At 61.8% G+C, this 18,225-nt stretch carries 16 protein-coding genes; 9 read left to right on the top strand and 7 right to left on the bottom strand.

All coding sequences use genetic code 11. The features are described from left to right. Positions 1 to 14 precede the first annotated feature (14 nt). The 7 genes from M5B98_RS25955 (at position 15) to M5B98_RS25925 (ending at position 7,831) form a co-directional block, all read left to right on the top strand. Positions 15 to 1,673, top strand: a complete 1,659-nt coding sequence (locus tag M5B98_RS25955; protein ID WP_134828627.1) for a Na/Pi cotransporter family protein — start codon at positions 15 to 17, stop codon at positions 1,671 to 1,673. 94 nt (positions 1,674 to 1,767) lie between these two features. Then, a complete protein-coding gene (locus M5B98_RS25950) occupies positions 1,768 to 3,159 on the top strand; it encodes a M16 family metallopeptidase (protein ID WP_248744391.1) in 1,392 nt (463 codons plus the stop codon). Positions 3,160 to 3,235: 76 nt separating this feature from the next. Beyond that, complete coding sequence (locus tag M5B98_RS25945; RefSeq protein WP_119429912.1) at positions 3,236 to 4,264, top strand: DUF5924 family protein; 1,029 nt, start codon at positions 3,236 to 3,238, stop codon at positions 4,262 to 4,264. A 55-nt stretch (positions 4,265 to 4,319) separates the two neighbouring features. Continuing rightward, a complete protein-coding gene (locus M5B98_RS25940) occupies positions 4,320 to 5,468 on the top strand; it encodes an ABC transporter permease (RefSeq protein ID WP_085713058.1) in 1,149 nt (382 codons plus the stop codon). Positions 5,469 to 5,482: 14 nt separating this feature from the next. Then, entirely contained in the window at positions 5,483 to 6,268 is a 786-nt protein-coding gene (locus tag M5B98_RS25935) for an ABC transporter ATP-binding protein (RefSeq protein WP_170931578.1), read from the top strand. A gap of 1 nt (position 6,269) precedes the next feature. Beyond that, positions 6,270 to 7,208, top strand: coding sequence for an MlaD family protein (locus M5B98_RS25930; RefSeq protein ID WP_248744390.1), 939 nt, complete (start codon positions 6,270 to 6,272; stop codon positions 7,206 to 7,208). Then, positions 7,205 to 7,831, top strand: a complete 627-nt coding sequence (locus M5B98_RS25925) for an ABC-type transport auxiliary lipoprotein family protein (protein ID WP_248744389.1) — start codon at positions 7,205 to 7,207, stop codon at positions 7,829 to 7,831. Before M5B98_RS25930 ends, M5B98_RS25925 begins: the two co-directional genes overlap by 4 nt. 3 nt (positions 7,832 to 7,834) lie before the next feature. Here M5B98_RS25925 and M5B98_RS25920 read toward each other — a convergent pair whose 3' ends face one another. The 5 genes from M5B98_RS25920 to M5B98_RS25900 all read right to left on the bottom strand — a co-directional run bounded on the left by M5B98_RS25920 (position 7,835) and on the right by M5B98_RS25900 (position 12,179). Next, on the bottom strand, positions 7,835 to 9,064 hold the full coding sequence (locus tag M5B98_RS25920; RefSeq protein ID WP_085713054.1) for a nucleoside recognition domain-containing protein: 1,230 nt from the start codon (positions 9,062 to 9,064) through the stop codon (positions 7,835 to 7,837). Positions 9,065 to 9,166: 102 nt separating this feature from the next. Continuing rightward, complete coding sequence (gltP, locus tag M5B98_RS25915) at positions 9,167 to 10,498, bottom strand: glutamate/aspartate:proton symporter GltP (protein ID WP_085612511.1); 1,332 nt, start codon at positions 10,496 to 10,498, stop codon at positions 9,167 to 9,169. Positions 10,499 to 11,195: 697 nt separating this feature from the next. Continuing rightward, positions 11,196 to 11,660 (bottom strand): inhibitor of vertebrate lysozyme family protein, encoded by a 465-nt coding sequence (locus tag M5B98_RS25910; protein WP_085713053.1) that lies wholly within the window; start codon positions 11,658 to 11,660, stop codon positions 11,196 to 11,198. A 2-nt stretch (positions 11,661 to 11,662) separates the two neighbouring features. Then, positions 11,663 to 11,827, bottom strand: coding sequence for a DUF1328 domain-containing protein (locus tag M5B98_RS25905; RefSeq protein ID WP_003177151.1), 165 nt, complete (start codon positions 11,825 to 11,827; stop codon positions 11,663 to 11,665). A gap of 67 nt (positions 11,828 to 11,894) precedes the next feature. Then, a complete protein-coding gene (locus M5B98_RS25900) occupies positions 11,895 to 12,179 on the bottom strand; it encodes a hypothetical protein (RefSeq protein ID WP_236187664.1) in 285 nt (94 codons plus the stop codon). Between the two features lie 427 nt (positions 12,180 to 12,606). Here M5B98_RS25900 and algB point away from each other — a divergent pair, with 427 nt between their 5' ends. Next, positions 12,607 to 13,953 carry a sigma-54-dependent response regulator transcription factor AlgB gene (gene algB, locus M5B98_RS25895; protein WP_025112294.1) on the top strand — a complete coding sequence of 449 codons (1,347 nt, stop codon included), beginning with the start codon at positions 12,607 to 12,609 and terminating at the stop codon, positions 13,951 to 13,953. Positions 13,954 to 13,963: 10 nt separating this feature from the next. Next, positions 13,964 to 15,754 (top strand): KinB sensor domain-containing domain, encoded by a 1,791-nt coding sequence (locus M5B98_RS25890; RefSeq protein WP_114880881.1) that lies wholly within the window; start codon positions 13,964 to 13,966, stop codon positions 15,752 to 15,754. Here M5B98_RS25890 and M5B98_RS25885 read toward each other — a convergent pair. Both M5B98_RS25885 and M5B98_RS25880 read right to left on the bottom strand, forming a co-directional pair. Beyond that, a complete protein-coding gene (locus tag M5B98_RS25885; RefSeq protein WP_248744388.1) occupies positions 15,751 to 17,364 on the bottom strand; it encodes an EAL domain-containing protein in 1,614 nt (537 codons plus the stop codon). The genes M5B98_RS25890 and M5B98_RS25885 overlap by 4 nt on opposite strands. A gap of 74 nt (positions 17,365 to 17,438) precedes the next feature. After that, positions 17,439 to 18,218, bottom strand: coding sequence for an N-acetylmuramoyl-L-alanine amidase (locus tag M5B98_RS25880; protein WP_248744387.1), 780 nt, complete (start codon positions 18,216 to 18,218; stop codon positions 17,439 to 17,441). Between the last annotated feature and the right edge of the window lie 7 nt (positions 18,219 to 18,225).

Here is an 18,225-nt window from a genome sequence, read left to right as displayed (position 1 = left end):
TACAGGGGGTCTGCATGCTCACCCTGCTCAATCTGCTTTCCGCCGTGGCCTTGCTGATCTGGGGCACGCATATTGTTCGAACCGGCATCCTGCGGGTGTACGGCACCAATCTGCGGCATGTGATCGGCCAGAACATGTCCAGGCGCTGGCTCGCGTTCATCGCCGGCATCCTCGTGACCGCCATGGTGCAGAGCAGCAACGCCACCGCCATGCTCGTCACCTCCTTCGTCGGCCAGGGCCTGATGGCGCTGACCCCGGCCCTGACCACCATGCTCGGCGCCGACGTCGGTACGGCGTTGATGGCGCGGGTGCTGACGTTCGATCTGTCGTGGCTGTCGCCGCTGCTGATTTTCCTCGGGGTGATTTTCTTTCTCTCGCGCAAACAGACGCGGCTCGGGCAGATGGGCCGTGTGGCCATCGGGCTGGGGCTGATCATTCTGGCGCTGCAACTGATCGTCGAGGCCGCCGGGCCGATTACCCACGCAAAAGGCGTAAAGGTGATCTTCGCCTCGCTGACCGGCGACATCCTGCTCGACGCCCTGGTCGGCGCGTTGTTCGCGATGATTTCCTACTCCAGCCTGGCCGCCGTGCTGCTGACCGCGACCCTGGCCGGCGCCAATGTGATCAGCCTGCCGGTGGCGATCGGTCTGGTGATCGGCGCCAATATCGGCAGCGGCGTGCTGGCGTTCATGAGCACCAGCATGCAGAACGCCGCCGGCCGGCAAGTGGCGCTGGGCAGCCTGTTGTACAAGTTGATCGGGCTGTTGCTGATCATTCCGGTGCTCGATCCGCTGGCGCACTGGATCGACAACCTCGATTACAGCCCGCAGGAAATGGTCATCGGCTTCCACCTGCTCTACAACACCGCGCGCTGCCTGATCCTGCTGCCGACGGTCGCGCCGATGGCACGGCTGTGCGCCTGGCTGTTGCCGGAGCGCCCCGAGGTCAACGGCACCGCCAAACCCCGTCATCTCGACGCGACGGCACTGGTCACGCCAAGCCTGGCGCTGGCCAACGCCGCCCGGGAAACCCTGCGTATGGGCGACCTGATCGACAACATGCTCGATGCCGCCCTCGACGTGCTGCGCGGCAAACAGACTGCCGTTACCCAGGAAATGCGCAAACTGACCGATGATGTCGAGGCGCTGTACAGCGCGATCAAGCTGTATCTGGCGCAGATGCCCCGGGAGGATCTCGGCGAGCAGGACAGCCGGCGCTGGGCAGAGATCATAGAGCTGGCGATCAACCTCAAGCTCGCCAGCGACCTGATCGAACGCATGCTGCGCAAAATCCAGCAGCAGAAGACCTCGCAACGCCGCTCGTTTTCCGAAGACGGGCTGGAAGAGCTGGCCGGGCTGCACCAGCAATTGATCGCCAACCTGCGGCTCGGGCTGTCGGTGTTTCTCAGTGGCGACAAGGAAAGCGCCCGCCAGTTGTTGCGCGAGAAACGTCGCTTCCGCGCCCAGGAACGCCGTCTGGCCCACGCTCATGTCAGCCGTTTGCAACGCAAGATCGTGCAAAGTATCGAGACCAGCTCGTTGCACCTGGAGTTGATTGCCGACATGAAACGTTTGAATTCGCTGTTCTGCAGCAGCGCGTACGTGGTGCTTGAAACCTCCGACACCGGAGCATTGGCAGCGGATGAAATGGCTGACATCACGCATTCGCCTTGAACGTCTGGGGTTGCGGTCAGTCAGTAACTCAAGGTTCGGCCTCGCGGCCGGACTGACGACACGGATCTCCAATTCAGCTGTATGGAAGCTCGTTATGCGTTGCCTGTTGTTCGCCTGTCTGTTGATCGGTTCCTTGCCCGCCTTCGCCCTGGATCGTTTCCAGGTCGAAGGCTATGCCCTGCCCAACGGCCTGCAACTGCTGCTCAAGTCCGGCACCGAACGCGGGCATGTGGCGATCCGGCTGGTGGTGGGCGTCGGCCTCGACGACTTCGACTGCAATGAAAAGGAGCTGCCGCACCTGCTCGAACACCTGCTGTTCAGCGGCATCGACGCCACCGGCGAAGGCGGCCTCGAAGAACGTATGCAGGCTTTGGGCGGCGACTGGAATGCCTTCACCAGCAACGCCGACACCACTTTCGTCATCGAAGCCCCGGCGAAAAACCAGCGCAAGGTGCTCGATCTGCTGCTGGATCTGCTGACCCAGACCCGTTTCGACGACAACGCGATCAACGCCGCCAAACGGGTGGTCGAGCGCGAGGATGGCGGCCATTACACCCGTCTGCGGCGTTTTCTCGACCGTCAGGACCTTGGCCACAGTGCGAGCAATCAACTGGCGGTCGAGCTGGGTCTGAAATGCCCGCAACGGGCCGAAGTCGAGGGCCTGACCCGGGAGCAGCTGGAGAAGGTGCGCAAGGCCTGGTACGCACCGAACAACATGACCCTGATCGTCGTCGGTGACCTCGACAAGCTGCTGCCGGCTTATCTGGAACGGGCGTGGGGCGCGCTCGAGGCGGTCGATCCGAGCGAGCACCGATCGCTGCCGGACATCCGCACCAGCGCTGCTCACGAACGCACGATCACTCGCGGTTTCATCGGTAACAGCGCCAAGCTGCACTGGCTGGTGCCGGAGCCGATGCTCGACGATCAGTACGACGAGACTTTCGACCTGCTCAAGGAGTATCTGGAGTGGGCGCTGTACCGCGAGCTGCGCTTGAACCATGGCCTGTCCTACGGGCCCTGGGCCGAGCGCGAGGTGTTCGGCGGCGTTGGCTTCATGAGCCTCAACGCCGATCTGGATCGTGGCGACATCGCCGAAGCCGAGCAGGTGCTGGAAGATCTCAAGGCGAGCCTGCTGAAAAACGGCCTCGATGCCGATACCTTCAATCGCATCAAACAGGCAGCCATCGCCCACCAGGCCTGGGCCGTGCAGGGCAACAGCGGCATGGCCGACTATTACTGGAGCGCGCTGGGCGACTTTGAGGATGGCCGCTTCGCCGATCCCGCCCGGGAACTGCAAGGGGTGACGCTGGAGGCGGCGAACAAGGCCATGCGCGAATTGCTGTTGCAGCCGGGCTATCTGCGGATCGAGAAGCCGTTGTTCAGTGACGATCAGGTGCTGTGGCTGATTGGCGGCGCGGTTGGTGTTCTGGGGCTTGTCCTGCTCGGCTGGCATCTGCGCCGGCGTAAATCCGTGCCCTCAGACTGATCGACAGCCTCGCCACAGCCCCCGGCGGGCGGTACTCTGTCGAGGTTTTTTTCTTCGACTGTCGTGAACCGCCCAAATGCCCAAATTGACCCTTCTGATCCAGCGCATCCTCGAACTGATGAAGCGCTACCCCGGGGTCATTGCGCTCGGCGGTTTCATTTCCGGAGTCGGCAGTTTCATCCTGGTCGACCGGCAACAGGGGCTGGCGAGCTGGATCACCACGATCATGCTGCTGAGCTGGATCTGGCTGATGCTGGAAAACAGCCTGACCGAGCTGTTCACGCGGGTTTTCAAACGGGAAATCCCCCAGCCGCTGCTGCGTTATGCGACGCAGATGATCCATCAGGAAAGTCTGTTTTTTGTCCTGCCGTTTTTCTTTATCACCACCACCTGGAACAGCGGCCAACTGGTGTTCACCGGGTTGCTGTGCATCGCCGCGCTGATCTCGATCGTTGACCCGCTCTACTACAAATGGCTGGCGCCCCGGCGCTGGGCGTTCCTTGCATTGCATACCCTGACATTGTTCGCCGCCCTGCTCACCGCGTTGCCGGTGATCATGCACCTGACCACGTCGCAGAGTTTCAAATGGGCGCTGGGGACTGCCGTGGTGCTGTCGTTCCCGAGCCTGGCGTCGATCTTCCCGATCCGCACCGTGCGCAACGCGCTGGCGATCCTCAGCATCACCATCGGAATCGGCGGCGTCGGTTGGGTCCTGCGTTCGTGGGTGCCGCCGGCGACGCTGTGGATGACTGACGTTGCGATCAGCACCCAGTTGCAGGATCGCACCCCCGGCGCCAGCCTCGAGCAAGTCAGCGCCGAGCAGATCCGCAACGGCGGGCTCTACGCCTACACCGCGATCAACGCACCGCGCGGGCTCGATGAGCGGATCTATCACGTGTGGCAGTTCAACGGCAAAGAGGTCGACCGCATTGCCCTCGACATCCACGGCGGGCGCAAGGAAGGCTACCGGGCGTGGACCCACAAGCAGGTTTTCCCCGGCAACCCGGTCGGTGACTGGCAGGTGCGGGTGCTGACCGAAGACGACCAGGTGATCGGCGTGCTGCGCTTCGAAGTCACGGACAGCACACCGACCAAAGAAAAGTAATCCGGTTCGTGCTATTACGTAGGTTCGCGAATTCAGCCGAACAAGCACGGAGCTTATGACCAGCAGCTCGATGACCGGTAATGCCCGACTGGACACCACGATCAGCCCTGCCCGTCTGCGGGTCACCGGGGACTGGACGCTCGCCCATTACGCCGAACTCAAGCACCTGAGCGAAACGCTCCGCGGTCAGTACGACGCCAGCACCACCATCGATCTCAATGGCCTCGGCGCCCTCGATACCGCCGGCGCCTCGCTGCTGGTGGAACTGCTCGGCTCCGAGCGACTGGGCAAATCCGCCGAACATCCCGATTGCACGATTTCCACGGCCGACCGCGCGTTGCTGCAAACCGTGTATCGCTCGCTGACCGACTTCTGCGTGCCGATCAAGGAACCGGAAATCAGCGTCAGCGTGCAACTGCTGACCCGCATCGGCCGGGCCGTGGACACGGTCTGGCAGGACACCCTGCAATTGCTCGGCTTCGTCGGCCTGATCCTCGAAACCATCGCCCGCAGCCTGTTCCGGCCCAAGCGCTGGCGGATCACGCCGATGATCGCGCACATCGAACAGACCGGCCTCGACGCCGCGCCCATCGTGGCGTTGCTGACCTTTCTGGTGGGCGCCGTGGTGGCGTTTCTCGGGGCGACGGTGCTGGCCAGTTTCGGCGCCAGCGTGTTCACCGTGGATCTGGTGGGCTTCGCCTTCCTGCGCGAGTTCGGCGTGTTGCTCACGGCGATCCTGATGGCCGGCCGTACCGCCAGTGCCTTTACCGCACAGATCGGCTCGATGAAGGCCAACGAGGAAATCGACGCGATCCGCACCCTCGGCCTTGACCCCATGGAATTGTTGGTGGTGCCCCGCGTGCTGGCGTTGCTGGTGGCGCTGCCGATGCTGACCTTCCTCGCGATGATCTGCGGGATCATCGGTGGTGCCGTGGTCTGCGCCGTGTCGCTGGATATTTCGCCGGCGATGTTCCTGTCGCTGCTGCAAAGCGACATAGGGATTCAACATTTCCTGGTTGGCCTGGTCAAAGCCCCGATCTTCGCGTTCCTGATTGCTGCCATCGGCTGTCTGGAAGGCTTCAAGGTCAGTGGCAGCGCCGAATCGGTCGGCGCCCACACCACCTCGAGCGTGGTGCAATCGATCTTCGTGGTGATCGTGCTCGATGCGGTTGCCGCGTTGTTCTTCATGGAGATGGGCTGGTGAGTCGTCTACCCCGCATGCCGTCCGAGGCGGTGATCGAAGTCCGTGGCCTGTGCAATCGTTTCGGCAGCCAGAGCGTGCACGAGAACCTCGACCTGGACTTGTACAAAGGCGAAATTCTCGCGGTGGTCGGCGGCTCCGGCAGCGGTAAGTCGGTGCTGTTGCGCAGCATCGTCGGCCTGCGCCGGCCCAGCGAAGGCAACGTGAAAGTGTTCGGCCAGAACCTGCCGAGCCTGTCCGAGCACGAGCGGTCGTTGGTCGAACGGCGTTTTGGCGTGCTGTTCCAGAAAGGCGCGCTGTTCTCCTCGCTGACCGTCACCGAGAACGTCGCCCTGCCCCTCATCGAGCACGCCGGCCTGAGCCGTGACGACGCCGAGCACCTGGCGGCGGTGAAGCTGGCGCTGGCCGGGCTGCCGCTGTCGGCGGCGGACAAATACCCGGCGTCCTTGTCCGGCGGCATGATCAAGCGCGCGGCGCTGGCCCGGGCGCTGGCACTGGACCCGGACATCCTGTTTCTCGACGAACCCACTGCCGGCCTCGATCCTATCGGCGCTGCGCAGTTCGACCAGTTGATTCTGACCCTGCGCGATGCGCTGGGGCTGAGCGTGTTTCTGGTGACTCACGACCTCGACACGCTCTACACCATCACCGACCGGGTGGCGGTGCTGGCGCAGAAAAAAGTGCTGGTGGCCGGGCCCATCGACGAGGTCTCGGAAACCGACGACGCGTGGATTCACGAATATTTCCACGGCCCTCGCGGCCGCTCGGCGCTGGACGCCGCCAAACTGCTCAACGAGGTCTGACATGGAAACCCGAGCCCATCATGTGTTGATCGGCCTGTTCACGGTGATTGTGGTGGCCGGCGCCCTGCTCTTCGGTCTGTGGCTGGCCAAGTCCAGCGTCGACACCGAGTTCAAGGATTACGAAATCGTCTTCAACGAGGCGGTCAGCGGCCTGTCCCGGGGCAGCCCGGTGCAATACAGCGGGATCAAGGTTGGCGACGTGGTCAGCCTGCGGCTCGACCCGAAGGACCCGCGCCGAGTGCTGGCGCGGATTCGCCTTGGCGGCGACACGCCGGTCAAGGAAGACACCCTGGCCAAACTGGCCCTGGCCGGGATCACCGGCACCTCGATCATCCAGCTCAGCGGCGGTACGCCGGAAAGTCCGAAACTGCGTGGCAAGGACGGCGAGCTGCCGACCATCGTCGCCTCGCCCTCGCCTATCTCGCGGCTGCTCAATGACAGTAACGACCTGATGAGCGGGGTCAGCACGCTGCTGAACAACGCCAACCAGATGTTCTCCGCCGACAACATCGAGCGCGTGAGCAAAACCCTCGAACACCTGGAACAGACCACCGGCTCGATCAACGATCAGCGCGGCGACTTGCGCCAGGCCATGCAACAACTGGCAACCGTCGGCAAACAGGCTGGCAGCATGCTCGAGCAGACATCGCTGCTGATGCGCAACGCCAACGGCCTGCTCAACGATCAGGGCAAACAGGCCCTGGGCAGTGCCGAACAAGCGATGAAGTCGCTTGAGCAAAGCAGCGCCACCATCAACGGCTTACTCAGCAAGAATCAGAATTCCCTCGACAGCGGCATGCAGGGCCTCAACGGCCTCGCGCCGGCAGTGCGCGAACTGCGTGAAACCCTGACCTCGCTGCGGGCCATTTCCCAACGTCTGGAGGCCAACCCCAGCGGTTACCTGCTGGGCAGTGAAAAGAACAAGGAGTTCACGCCATGAAGCTGACTCGCCTCGCCCTCCTCGCCGGCTTCACGCTGCTCGGCGCCTGCTCGATCCTGCCCAAGTCCGAGCCGCTGGATGTCTACCGCTTGCCAGCCGCACAGGCGCCCGCCTCGGCCAGTTCGGCGGCGACTCAGCACTGGTCGCTGCGTCTGAACAAATTGCAGGCCAGCGAAGCGCTCAATCGGCCGGGTATCGCCGTGATTCCCCAGGGCGATGTGATCAGCACCTACAAGGCTTCGCGCTGGAGCGATCCGGCGCCGGTGCTGGTGCGTAACCGGCTGCTCGATGGCTTTGCGCGTGATGGCCGGGTGACGTTGCTCAGTACCGATGACAGCAATTTTGCTGCGGATCTGGAACTGGGCGGCAGCTTGCAGGCGTTCCAGACGGAATATCAGGGCAATCAGGCCAGCGTCGTGGTGCGGGTCGATGCGTTGCTGGTACGCGGGTATGACCAGAAGATTCTCGCCAGCCACCGCTTTGAAGAGCGCCAGCCGTTGAGCGATGTGCAGGTTCCGGCGGTGGTGGCAGGATTCGGTCAGGCCAGTGATCGCCTCACCACGAAAGTCGTGGCATGGGCGGTGGAGCAAGGGCAGAAAGTTGCCCCACCTGCCCGGCCTTGAGCCTTAACCGAAGAACCAGTAGCAGACGCCGATAGCGCCGAGCACGCCCGCCAGCTCCGCCAGCAGCGCGCATCCCACTGCATGTCGCGCGCGCTGGATGCCCACCGCGCCGAAGTACACCGCCAGCACGTAGAACGTGGTCTCGGTGCTGCCCTGGATCGTCGCCGCCACCAGCGCGGGGAAGCTGTCGACCCCGGAGGTCTTCATCGTTTCGATGAGCATCGCCCGGGCGGCGCTGCCGGAGAACGGTTTGACCATCGCAGTCGGCAGCGCATCGACGAAGCGCGTGTCCCACCCTGCCCACTGCACCAGGTGACGAATGCCGTCGAGGCCGAAATCCAGCGCGCCCGATGCGCGCAATACGCCGATGGCGCAGAGCATCGCCACCAGATATGGCAGCAGATTCTTGGCAACGTCGAAACCTTCCTTCGCACCTTCGACGAACGCTTCGTAGACCTTCACCTTGCGCAAGGCGCCGATCACCAGGAACAGCATGATCAGGCCGAACAGCGTCAGGTTGCCGAGGATCGACGACAGCCCCGCCAGCGCCGTGGCCGACATCGTCGCCAGCAACGCCATGAAGCCGCCAAGGATCAGCGCGCCGGGAATCAGGTAAGCCAGCACCACCGGGTCCCAGACCCGCAGGCGCTGCATGAACGCCACCGACAGGAAGCCGACGATGGTCGAGCAACTGGTGGCCAGCAGGATCGGCAGGAACACCAGCGTCGGGTCCGGCGCGCCTTGCTGGGCGCGGTACATGAAGATCGTCACCGGCAGCAGGGTCAGGGATGACGCGTTGAGCACCAGGAACAGGATCTGCGCGTTGCTGGCGATGGTCGAGCTGGGGTTGAGTTCCTGCAGCGCCTTCATAGCCTTGAGGCCGATCGGCGTGGCGGCGTTGTCCAGGCCCAGGCCGTTGGCGGCGAAGTTCAGGGTAATCAGGCCCAGCGCCGGATGCCCGGCCGGCACTTCCGGCATCAGTCGCAGGAACAGCGGCCCGAGCACCTTGGCCAGCCATTCGACGATCCCGGCTTTCTCGGCAATGCGCAGGAAGCCCAGCCACAGGGTCAGGGTGCCGAACAGTAACACCATGACCTCGACCGACAGCTTGGCCATGGCAAAAATGCTTTCCACCATCGCCGCAAAGATTCCGGCGTTACCGCCGACCAGCCACTGCACCAGCGCCGACACGGCTGCCACGATGAAGAAGCCAAGCCACAGGCCATTAAGCATCAGTCAAATCCCCCGGAAGATGCGGCGAATGATAGCGGGGTCGCCAGAAACGACAAACCCCGGATTTCTCCGGGGTTTGTCAGGGTGCCTTGCAGGCGGGGATCAGTTTTTCGAAACGTCACCGGCCGGCAGTTTTTCCTTGCTGCGCCAGTGCGGCAGCGAGTTCCAGTAGCGCTGGCCCTTGGCGTCGTCGTACATGCCTTCCCAACGGGCGATGACCAGTACGGCGAGGGCGTTGCCGATCACGTTCAGGGCGGTACGCGCCATGTCCATCACACGGTCGACACCGGCGATGAAGGCCAGGCCTTCCAGCGGAATACCGACGCTGCCCAGAGTGGCCAGCAGTACCACGAAGGACACGCCCGGCACGCCGGCGATGCCTTTGGAGGTGACCATCAGGGTCAGGACCAGCAGCAGTTGCTGGCTGATCGACAGGTCGATGCCGTACAGCTGAGCGATGAAGATGGCGGCGATGGACTGGTACAGGGTCGAACCGTCGAGGTTGAACGAGTAGCCGGTCGGTACCACGAAGCTGCAGATGGCTTTCGGTGCGCCGTAGGCTTCCATCTTCTCGATCACGCGTGGCAGCACGGTTTCCGAGGAGGCGGTGGAGTAAGCCAGGACCAGCTCATCCTTGAAGATGCGCATCAGCTTGATCACCGAAAAACCGAACATCTTGGCGATCAGGCCCAGCACCACGAAGGCGAAGAAGGCGATGGCGACGTAAACCAGGATCACCAGTTTGGCCAGCGGCAGCAGCGAGGCGAAACCGAAGTTGGCCACGGTCACCGCGATCAGGGCGAACACGCCGATCGGGGCGTAGTTCATGATCATGTGGGTGACTTTGAACATGCTTTCCGAGACGCCCTGGAACATCTTCACCAGCGGCTCGCGCAGGTCCGACTGCAGGCTCGACAGACCGAGGCCGAACAGCACGGAGAAGAAGATGATCGGCAGCATTTCGCCGCGGGCCATGGCCGCGAAGATGTTCGACGGGATCAGGTTGAGGATGGTCTCGATGAACGCGTGTTCATGCTGTACTTCGGCGGCGGTCGCCTGGTACTTGGAGATGTCCACGGTGCCCAGGGTGCTCATGTCGATGCCCGCACCCGGATGGAACAGGTTGGCCAGCAGCAGGCCGACGACGATGGCGATGGTGGTGACGATTTCGAAGTAGATGATGGTCTTCAGGCCGATACGCCCGAGCTTCTTGGCGTCGCCCACGCCGGCGATGCCGACGATAAGGGAAGAAATGACGATCGGGATCACGATCATCTTGATCAGACGGATAAAGATATCGCCTGCCGGTTGCAGGACGTTGCTGATCCACCAGGCCTTTTCGGCACTGAAATGGTTGAGCAACGCACCGATTGCAATCCCCAATACCAGACCGATGAGGATCTGCCAGGCGAGGCTAAGCTTTGCCTTCTTCATATTCTTTACCCTTACTTGCGTTTGACTCAAGGCACATGCAGGAACTGGAACGCTCTTGGCGGAAAAGTCTGTGCATCTGCCTCCGTATAAGGTGCCCCGAAGCGCGTGTTTACGGCTCTCCGGCAGGCGAAAAAAGGCGCAACTATTCCGATGCGGGGTTGCGCCGTCTAATGCCGTAAACGCCTACCCTATGCCGAATCGGCATGAGCTTTTTTAAATGAAACTGGCGTCCCAACCGGTTCGAATACGACATTTCGGCAGGCATAAGTGCCGTGAACCGGCCATTACAGCGTAGATTGGTTATTTTTTGAACGAGTGATTTCGACGAAAATTTTCCGAAAAAGCCTACGTTTCGAATCTAAAACGCCGACTGGCTTTATCGACTCTTTCTCGATATACGGTCGCGAGGAAACACCGCGAAATGCTTTTCGCGCGCAGTGTGATCGATAAAAAGATGAGCAGAACGCTCTGGATCAATGTTTTGTCACTTTGAAAGCTCAGCGCAAGTCCGTCGAACCGCTCCGGGTTGGCGAACTTGCGTCGCAGCTTTTACCCTGACCCGGCCCTCATCGCAGGCACTCCCTGTACCCGTAGGTCACTCCGACCCTGCAACAGTCAGAACGTCCCGGCCCCCTGGTCATGCGCCGGCCTTCCTCGGGCGGGCGCAATGGAAGGCAGCTGTCGGCTGCCTTCATGTTCAATACCAGTTCGGATCTTTCTTCAGCGTTTCCATCAACAGATCCTGCATGCCCTGATCGGGTTTGCCGAGGAAGCGGTAGGTGGCATGTCGCGTAGGCGACTTGTCGGCCGGCAATCCTTCGGGCACATCGACCAGCATGGCGTAAGCGTGTTTCTTGTCGAAGCTGAACGCGACGATCAAGCGATGGTTGAGGCATTTGTCCTGCGATTCGCAGAGCGGCCCGACCAGATACTTGTCGCCGTCTTCAGTGACGGCATTCATCTGTTGGTCCGGCGTACCGGAGAGGTTCATCACCCATTCCGGCAGGCGTTCTTCCTTCTTCACCACGCCTTCCCAGGTTTCCCTGTAGTGCGGGTCTGAACTCAGCAGCTCGTTGACCCGCGTCTGGCCATCATTGGCCGCCATCGCCATGGCACTACCGCCCAGAAGCAGGGCGGCTGCCAGTGTCTTTAAAGCACTCATGGTCAACCTCGGCCGCGACGGCCAAAGAAGAACGAGGCGATGAACATCACCAGGAACACGACAAAGAGAATCTTGGCGATACCCGTGGCGGTGCCCGCGATACCACCGAAGCCCAGTACTGCAGCGATGATGGCAATGATCAGGAATGTGATTGCCCAGCTCAACATGGTGATTCTCCTTGTTTCTATTTAGGGGTGTTGCCGGTCTCGGCGCAGCGGCGCCCAGATTCGTGGATCAGAAAACCCAGCGTTCTTCGCGTGGCATGTCGCCCAGCGGCTGCGGCTGGTCGACATCCATCATGCGCATTGCATCGTTGTCGGCCTGGCTGCTGCTGACGGCGCTGAAGTGCGTCTGCGTTGCGTGCTGCATCGAAATCAGGGGCTCGGGTTGCTGACTCTGTTCCCAGCGCAGGTATTGCTGGCAGGCGATCAGGGTAATCAGCAGCGCAAGTGCGCCAAACAGGGCCTGCTGCAGGTGCAGTGGCGAGATACGCATTTGGGCGGCACGTTGGCGAGTCATCCTGGGTTCCTCACTCTTATTCGGTTAGGGCAGTTCATATCTGCCCGGGCTGAGAGGGGTATTGCAGCCTGCATGCCAGCTTTTTTGTTTTAAAAAAACCAATAAAATCAAATAGTTATAAACGTAATGAGAAATCAGGACGACGCATCCTGCACGATGGCCCATCCACGGTCGTGCGAAATGCACGAATGCTTCGTAGGAGAAATCATTCTTTTTGAATTGAGAGCAGGGTGCGGATGTCAGAAAAGGAAGCAGGCAAATGACTGAAAAACGCCGTTTGTTTAAAAAATCAACAAAATCAGTGAATTAGCCGTGAGGGCAGGAGAGAGCTACCCTGCTATGACTGGAATCGATCAGAATCAACCATGCAACTTGCCCGATTTTTCCGGGACTAACCCAAGACATTCACTTATGGAGCGTAGGAAAAATGGAATCAGCCACTGAGCATCAAGGCCGCATTCTGCTGGTGGACGATGAATCCGCCATCCTGCGAACCTTCCGTTATTGCCTCGAAGACGAAGGCTATACCGTTGCCACCGCCAACAGCGCGGCCCAGGCTGACGCGCTGTTGCAACGTCAGGTGTTCGATCTGTGCTTCCTCGATCTGCGCCTCGGCGAAGACAATGGTCTCGACGTGCTGGCGCAGATGCGCATCCAGGCGCCATGGATGCGGGTGGTGATCGTCACCGCGCATTCGGCTGTCGATACGGCGGTGGACGCGATTCAGGCGGGCGCCGCCGACTATCTGGTCAAACCGTGCAGCCCTGACCAGTTGCGCCTGGCGACCGCCAAGCAGCTTGAAGTCCGCCAGTTGTCTGCGCGTCTGGAAGCCCTCGAAGGCGAGATCCGCAAACCCAAGGACGGTCTCGATTCCCACAGCCCGGCGATGAAGGTCGTACTGGAAACCGCGCGGCAAGTGGCGAGCACCGACGCCAATATCCTGATCCTCGGCGAGTCCGGCACCGGTAAAGGTGAGCTGGCCCGGGCGATTCACGGCTGGAGCAAGCGCGAGAAGAAATCCTGCGTCACCATCAATTGCCCATCGCTGACCGCCGAGCTGATGGAAAGCGAGCTGTTCGGTCACAGTCGCGGTGCGTTCACCGGGGCCAGCGAAAGCACCTTGGGCCGGGTCAATCAGGCCGATGGCGGCACGCTGTTTCTCGACGAGATCGGCGATTTTCCACTGACGTTGCAACCCAAGTTGCTGCGATTCATTCAGGACAAGGAATACGAGCGGGTAGGGGACCCAGTCACCCGCCGCGCCGATGTGCGCATTCTCGCGGCCACCAACCTCAACCTTGAAGACATGGTGCGTGACGGTCGTTTCCGCGAAGACCTGCTTTATCGCCTGAACGTCATCACCCTGCATTTGCCTCCGTTGCGTGAGCGAGCCGAAGACATCCTGACCCTGGCTGACCGCTTCCTCGCTCGTTTCGTGAAGGAATACGCGCGTCCGGCCCGGGGCTTCAGTGACGAAGCCCGGGAAGCACTGCTGGGGTACCGTTGGCCCGGCAACATCCGCGAGCTGCGCAACGTGGTCGAGCGTGCAAGCATCATTTGCCCGCAGGAGCGTGTGGAAATCAGCCACCTCGGCATGGCCGAGCAACCCGCCAACAATGCGCCGCGCGTCGGTGCGGCCTTGAGCCTCGACGAGCTCGAGAAGGCTCATATCGGCGCGGTGCTGGCGACTGCCGGGACCCTCGACCAGGCGGCCAAGACTCTCGGGATCGACGCCTCGACCCTGTATCGCAAGCGCAAGCAGTACAACCTGTGAGCGCCCGCCGATGAAACTGGCGATGAAGTTGCGGACCCGCTTGTTCCTGAGCATTTCCGCACTGATCACCGTGGCCTTGCTCGGGCTGATGCTCGGGCTGGTCAGTGTGATGCAAATGGCCGGTACTCAGGAGGCGTTGATCCGCAACAACTTCGTCACCCTCGATCTGGGCCTAAAGCTGCGCCAGACCCTGGGCGATCAACTGATCATGATGCTTGCCGAGAAGCCCGATCCGGTGGCCTTCGAAGCATCGAAACAGCATTACTTCGAACTGCTCGACGAAGGCATCGCCCAGGAACAGAAGGACGACGGACGCCAGTACGGGTTCAGTCAGGCCAAAGCGGATTATCTGAATTTCCTGCAAGCATTCGATGTGTCCCGCGACCCGGCTGCAGCCCTGAGCGGCAGTGGTGATCTGCGCGAGCGCTTCAACACCCTGCGCAACGGTTTGATCGCCGAGCACAAGCACGCACTGGATAACATCAACTCCGTACAACATGCCGCCCGCGACCGGGCCTTGCTGATTGCCGGCCTGCTCGGGCTGGTGGGGCTGGCGGTGTTGATCATCGGCTTCATTACCGCCCAGGGGATCGCCCGCCGGTTCGGTTCGCCGATCGAGGCGCTGGCGAAAGCGGCGGACAACATCGGCCAAGGCAATTTCGAAGTGACCTTGCCGGTGTCTTCGGCCATGGAAATCAACCTGCTGACCCGGCGCTTCGGACTGATGGCCGAAGCGCTGCGCGAGCATCAGGCGACCAATGTCGATGAGCTGCTGGCCGGCCAGCAACGCTTGCAAGCGGTGCTCGACAGCATCGATGACGGTTTGCTGATGATCGACCGCCAGGGGCATCTGGAACACTTGAACCCGGTGGCCCAGCGGCAATTGGGTTGGGACAGTGACCGCTTTGGCGAAGGCCTGGGCACCGCGCTCCAGCGTCCGGAACTGGATGCGCAGCTGCAACTGGTGCTGCGCGGCGGCACCCTTGAGCGCGCGCCGGAAGATTTGAGCATCGAGGTCGACGGCGAGTCGCGGCTGCTGACCTACAGCCTGACCCCGGTCAGCCATACCCAGGGGCATATTCTCGGCGCGGTGATGGTGCTGCACGATGTCACCGAACAGCGGGCCTTCGAGCGGGTTCGCAGCGAATTCGTATTGCGTGCCTCCCACGAACTGCGCACGCCAGTGACCGGCATGCACATGGCGTTCGGGCTGTTTCGCGAACGGGCGAAGTTTCCGGCGGAATCCCGCGAGTCGGATCTGCTCGACACGGTCAATGAAGAAATGCAGCGCCTGATGCAGTTGATCAACGACCTTCTGAACTTCTCACGCTATCAGAGCGGGTTGCAGAAACTCACGCTGGCGCCGTGCTCCATCGAGGATTTGCTGGTTCAGGCGCAATCGCGTTTTGCCGACACGGCGGCGCAGAAGGGCGTGGCATTGAATGTCGAGGTGCAGAGCCCGTTACCGCGCTTGCAGGCCGATCAGGCCCAGCTGGATCGTGTGCTGGACAACCTGATCGACAATGCCTTGCGCCATACGGCCCGCGACGGCCTGATCCGGTTGCAGGCGCGCCGGCATGGCGAGCGGGTGATCATCAGCGTCGAGGACAATGGCGAAGGTATCGCTTACGGCCAGCAAGGACGGATCTTCGAACCGTTCGTCCAGGTCGGACGCAAGAAGGGCGGGGCCGGGCTCGGGCTGGCGCTGTGCAAGGAAATCGTCCAGTTGCATGGCGGGCGGATGGGCGTCTATTCGCGGCCGGGGCAGGGCACGCAGTTCTACATGGCGCTGGCGGTCTAGGCTTCGTCGTCCATCCGGCGGCCGGCGAGCCGCCGTCCTCGGGTGATCAGCTCAATGAATTGCACGGCGCTCAAGGCATGGGCGAACAGCCAGCCCTGACCGAACTTCACGCCTTCGCTGCTGAGCAGCGCCGCCTGGGATTCATGCTCGATACCTTCAGCGATCACTTTCAGATCCAGTGCCTGGGCCATGTGAATGATGTGCGGCGCGACGCCGCTGCTGGCCGCGTCGTGGCCGAGGGCGTCGATGAAGGCCTTGTCGATTTTCAGGCAGTCCACCGGCAGGGTCTGCAAGTAGGCGAGGCTGCAATAGCCAGTGCCGAAATCGTCGATCAGCACTTGATGACCGACATCGCGCAGCGCTTGCAGGTTTTCCCGGGCCACCACCACATCGATCAAGCCGCGCTCGGTCACTTCGAACGCAATCTGCCGCGCTGCCACCCGATGCAGGCTCAGCAGCCGCGCCATGACCTGGCCGATGCGCGGCACCATCACGTCACAGGCCGCCAGGTTCACCGAGATGTACAGCTGCGGATTGGCCCGCAGCAATTGACCCAGTTGTTCGAGCAGGCGCTGGAGGACGAAATCGGTCATCTGGCGGATCTGCCCGGTATTTTCCGCCATCGGGATAAACAGGTCGGGGCTGGTCAGCGTGCCGTCCGGCCGGCGCCAGCGCAGCAGGGCTTCGGCGCCGACGCAGTTGCGGCTGTCGAGATCGAAGATCGGTTGATACAGCACCTGCAACTCGCCACGGCGGATTGCACCGTGAAGCTCGGCATCCAGAGACTGACGCTGGCGGACGATCCAGAACACCAGAACGCCCACCAGCGCCCCGAGGACCAGACAGAACGGCACCATCCACCACCACAGCTCCGGAATGTGCATGCCCGTGCGCGGACTGATCAGCACCAACTGGTATTCCGGGTTGTCGGTGGGCATGCGATAGATCAGACGCGTCTGGGTGACTTGCAACGCGTCAGTGGATTTAGGTGGCCACGGCTCGGTGGGTGGCCAGGCCTGTGGCACGCCAAGTACCGGAATCGCCCGGGTCCCGTGATCCAGCACCACCAGCAGGCTGCTGTCGGGAGACAGATCGACCATGTCGGTCAGGTGGCCGCGAGAGGTGGCCACGCGAAAGTTGCCGCGGCCGAGCATCAGCGCCGCGCGGTTTTCATCGGGTTCGGTGGTGGTGTTCAGCCAGTAGCTGTAGGTCGGGCCCTTGATGTCCGGCGGGCGGACGACTGACAGGCCTTCCTGACGCGGGCGGTTGGAGCAGATGCGCGAGGCATCCATATAGGCGGCTTCATAGACGAAGCGATAGTTGAAGGTCACTTGCTGCAGCGTGGCGATCATTTCGTCATCGCAGCTGCGCAATGGCTGGGCTTCCAGATCGTCCAGACTCTCGCGCAACTGGCCGAACAACTGCTCCAGGCGAGCCAGGAAGCGCTCGCCCTGGGCGTTCATTTCCTGGCTTTCGCTCTGTTCGACCTGATGCATGGCCACGAACAGCCCGCCGGTGATCAGCAGGCCCGCGCTGAAGACAGCCGCCAGCATCGCCAGAAACCACGGACGATAAAACCAGCTACGCAGCGTCTCTCGGGTAGCAACCATATGGATATCCGAAGAATTACCAATGAGTTATAGCTGCTGATTGCGTTTTCGCCCTGACCGTCGGGCGGGCGTCATTATTTTGTCTGATTCAGCACCAGCAGCAATGCTGCCGTTTGCGCATCCGGAGTACCGTCGAAGCGGGAAGGGCGGAAGTGCATCTGGAAGGCTGCGAGGACATGGCGGGTCGCGACGTCCAGCTCGCCGTTCTGCGGCGTTGCGTAGCCCAGGCGCGCCAGTTGCGCCTGGAACCAGCTGATGCTCGGCAACTCCACCTCGAACCGCACTTGCTGGCGGGCGACGGCTTGTTCGTCTGGCCACAAGCCAAGGCCTTCTGCAGCCAGGCGCTTCCACGGGAATAACGGGCCCGGATCAAGCTTGCGCAGCGGTGCGATATCGCTGTGGCCGATGATGTGGTCCGGGCTGATGCCGTTGCGTTTGCTGATGTCCTTGAGCAGGACGATCAGCGACTGCACCTGGGCTTCGCTGTACGGAAACCACACGCGCCCGGTCGGCGTGTCCTTGAAACCCGGGTTGACGATTTCGATGCCGATGGAGCTTGAGTTGAGCCAGGTACGGCCTTGCCATTCGCTCTCGCCGGCATGCCAGGCGCGCAGGTTTTCGTCCATCAGCTTGTAGATCGTGCCTTTCTTGTCGTCGCCGATCAGGTAGTGGCTGCTGACTTCACCGTGGGTCAGCAGTTGCAGCGAACGCTCAAGGGAGGCGGAGGTGTAATGCACGATCACGAATTGCGCGCGGCTGTCGTGATTGGCAGAAGGATGGCTGGTGTCGTAGCGCGGGCCGCTGGCACAACCGGCCAGAACGAGCAGCGACGTGATGAGGGCAAGGAATTTCATGGCAGTA

Origin of the sequence: Pseudomonas sp. MWU12-3088, assembly GCF_023242405.1 — a bacterium.
Taxonomy (GTDB): domain Bacteria; phylum Pseudomonadota; class Gammaproteobacteria; order Pseudomonadales; family Pseudomonadaceae; genus Aquipseudomonas; species Aquipseudomonas kribbensis.
This window is presented reverse-complemented; position numbering and strand designations above follow the sequence as displayed.

What these genes read in the sequence shown, in the direction of transcription:
- M5B98_RS25885 (WP_248744388.1), bottom strand. Translation starts at nt 17,364, where the DNA reads ATGGTTGCTACCCGAGAGACGCTGCGTAGCTGGTTTTATCGTCCGTGG.
- M5B98_RS25900 (WP_236187664.1), bottom strand. Translation starts at nt 12,179, where the DNA reads ATGACTCGCCAACGTGCCGCCCAAATGCGTATCTCGCCACTGCACCTG.
- M5B98_RS25945 (WP_119429912.1), top strand. Translation starts at nt 3,236, where the DNA reads ATGCCCAAATTGACCCTTCTGATCCAGCGCATCCTCGAACTGATGAAG.
- M5B98_RS25905 (WP_003177151.1), bottom strand. Translation starts at nt 11,827, where the DNA reads ATGTTGAGCTGGGCAATCACATTCCTGATCATTGCCATCATCGCTGCA.
- M5B98_RS25910 (WP_085713053.1), bottom strand. Translation starts at nt 11,660, where the DNA reads ATGAGTGCTTTAAAGACACTGGCAGCCGCCCTGCTTCTGGGCGGTAGT.
- M5B98_RS25920 (WP_085713054.1), bottom strand. Translation starts at nt 9,064, where the DNA reads ATGCTTAATGGCCTGTGGCTTGGCTTCTTCATCGTGGCAGCCGTGTCG.
- M5B98_RS25925 (WP_248744389.1), top strand. Translation starts at nt 7,205, where the DNA reads ATGAAGCTGACTCGCCTCGCCCTCCTCGCCGGCTTCACGCTGCTCGGC.
- M5B98_RS25935 (WP_170931578.1), top strand. Translation starts at nt 5,483, where the DNA reads ATGCCGTCCGAGGCGGTGATCGAAGTCCGTGGCCTGTGCAATCGTTTC.
- algB (WP_025112294.1), top strand. Translation starts at nt 12,607, where the DNA reads ATGGAATCAGCCACTGAGCATCAAGGCCGCATTCTGCTGGTGGACGAT.
- M5B98_RS25955 (WP_134828627.1), top strand. Translation starts at nt 15, where the DNA reads ATGCTCACCCTGCTCAATCTGCTTTCCGCCGTGGCCTTGCTGATCTGG.
- gltP (WP_085612511.1), bottom strand. Translation starts at nt 10,498, where the DNA reads ATGAAGAAGGCAAAGCTTAGCCTCGCCTGGCAGATCCTCATCGGTCTG.
- M5B98_RS25940 (WP_085713058.1), top strand. Translation starts at nt 4,320, where the DNA reads ATGACCAGCAGCTCGATGACCGGTAATGCCCGACTGGACACCACGATC.
- M5B98_RS25880 (WP_248744387.1), bottom strand. Translation starts at nt 18,218, where the DNA reads ATGAAATTCCTTGCCCTCATCACGTCGCTGCTCGTTCTGGCCGGTTGT.
- M5B98_RS25930 (WP_248744390.1), top strand. Translation starts at nt 6,270, where the DNA reads ATGGAAACCCGAGCCCATCATGTGTTGATCGGCCTGTTCACGGTGATT.
- M5B98_RS25950 (WP_248744391.1), top strand. Translation starts at nt 1,768, where the DNA reads ATGCGTTGCCTGTTGTTCGCCTGTCTGTTGATCGGTTCCTTGCCCGCC.
- M5B98_RS25890 (WP_114880881.1), top strand. Translation starts at nt 13,964, where the DNA reads ATGAAACTGGCGATGAAGTTGCGGACCCGCTTGTTCCTGAGCATTTCC.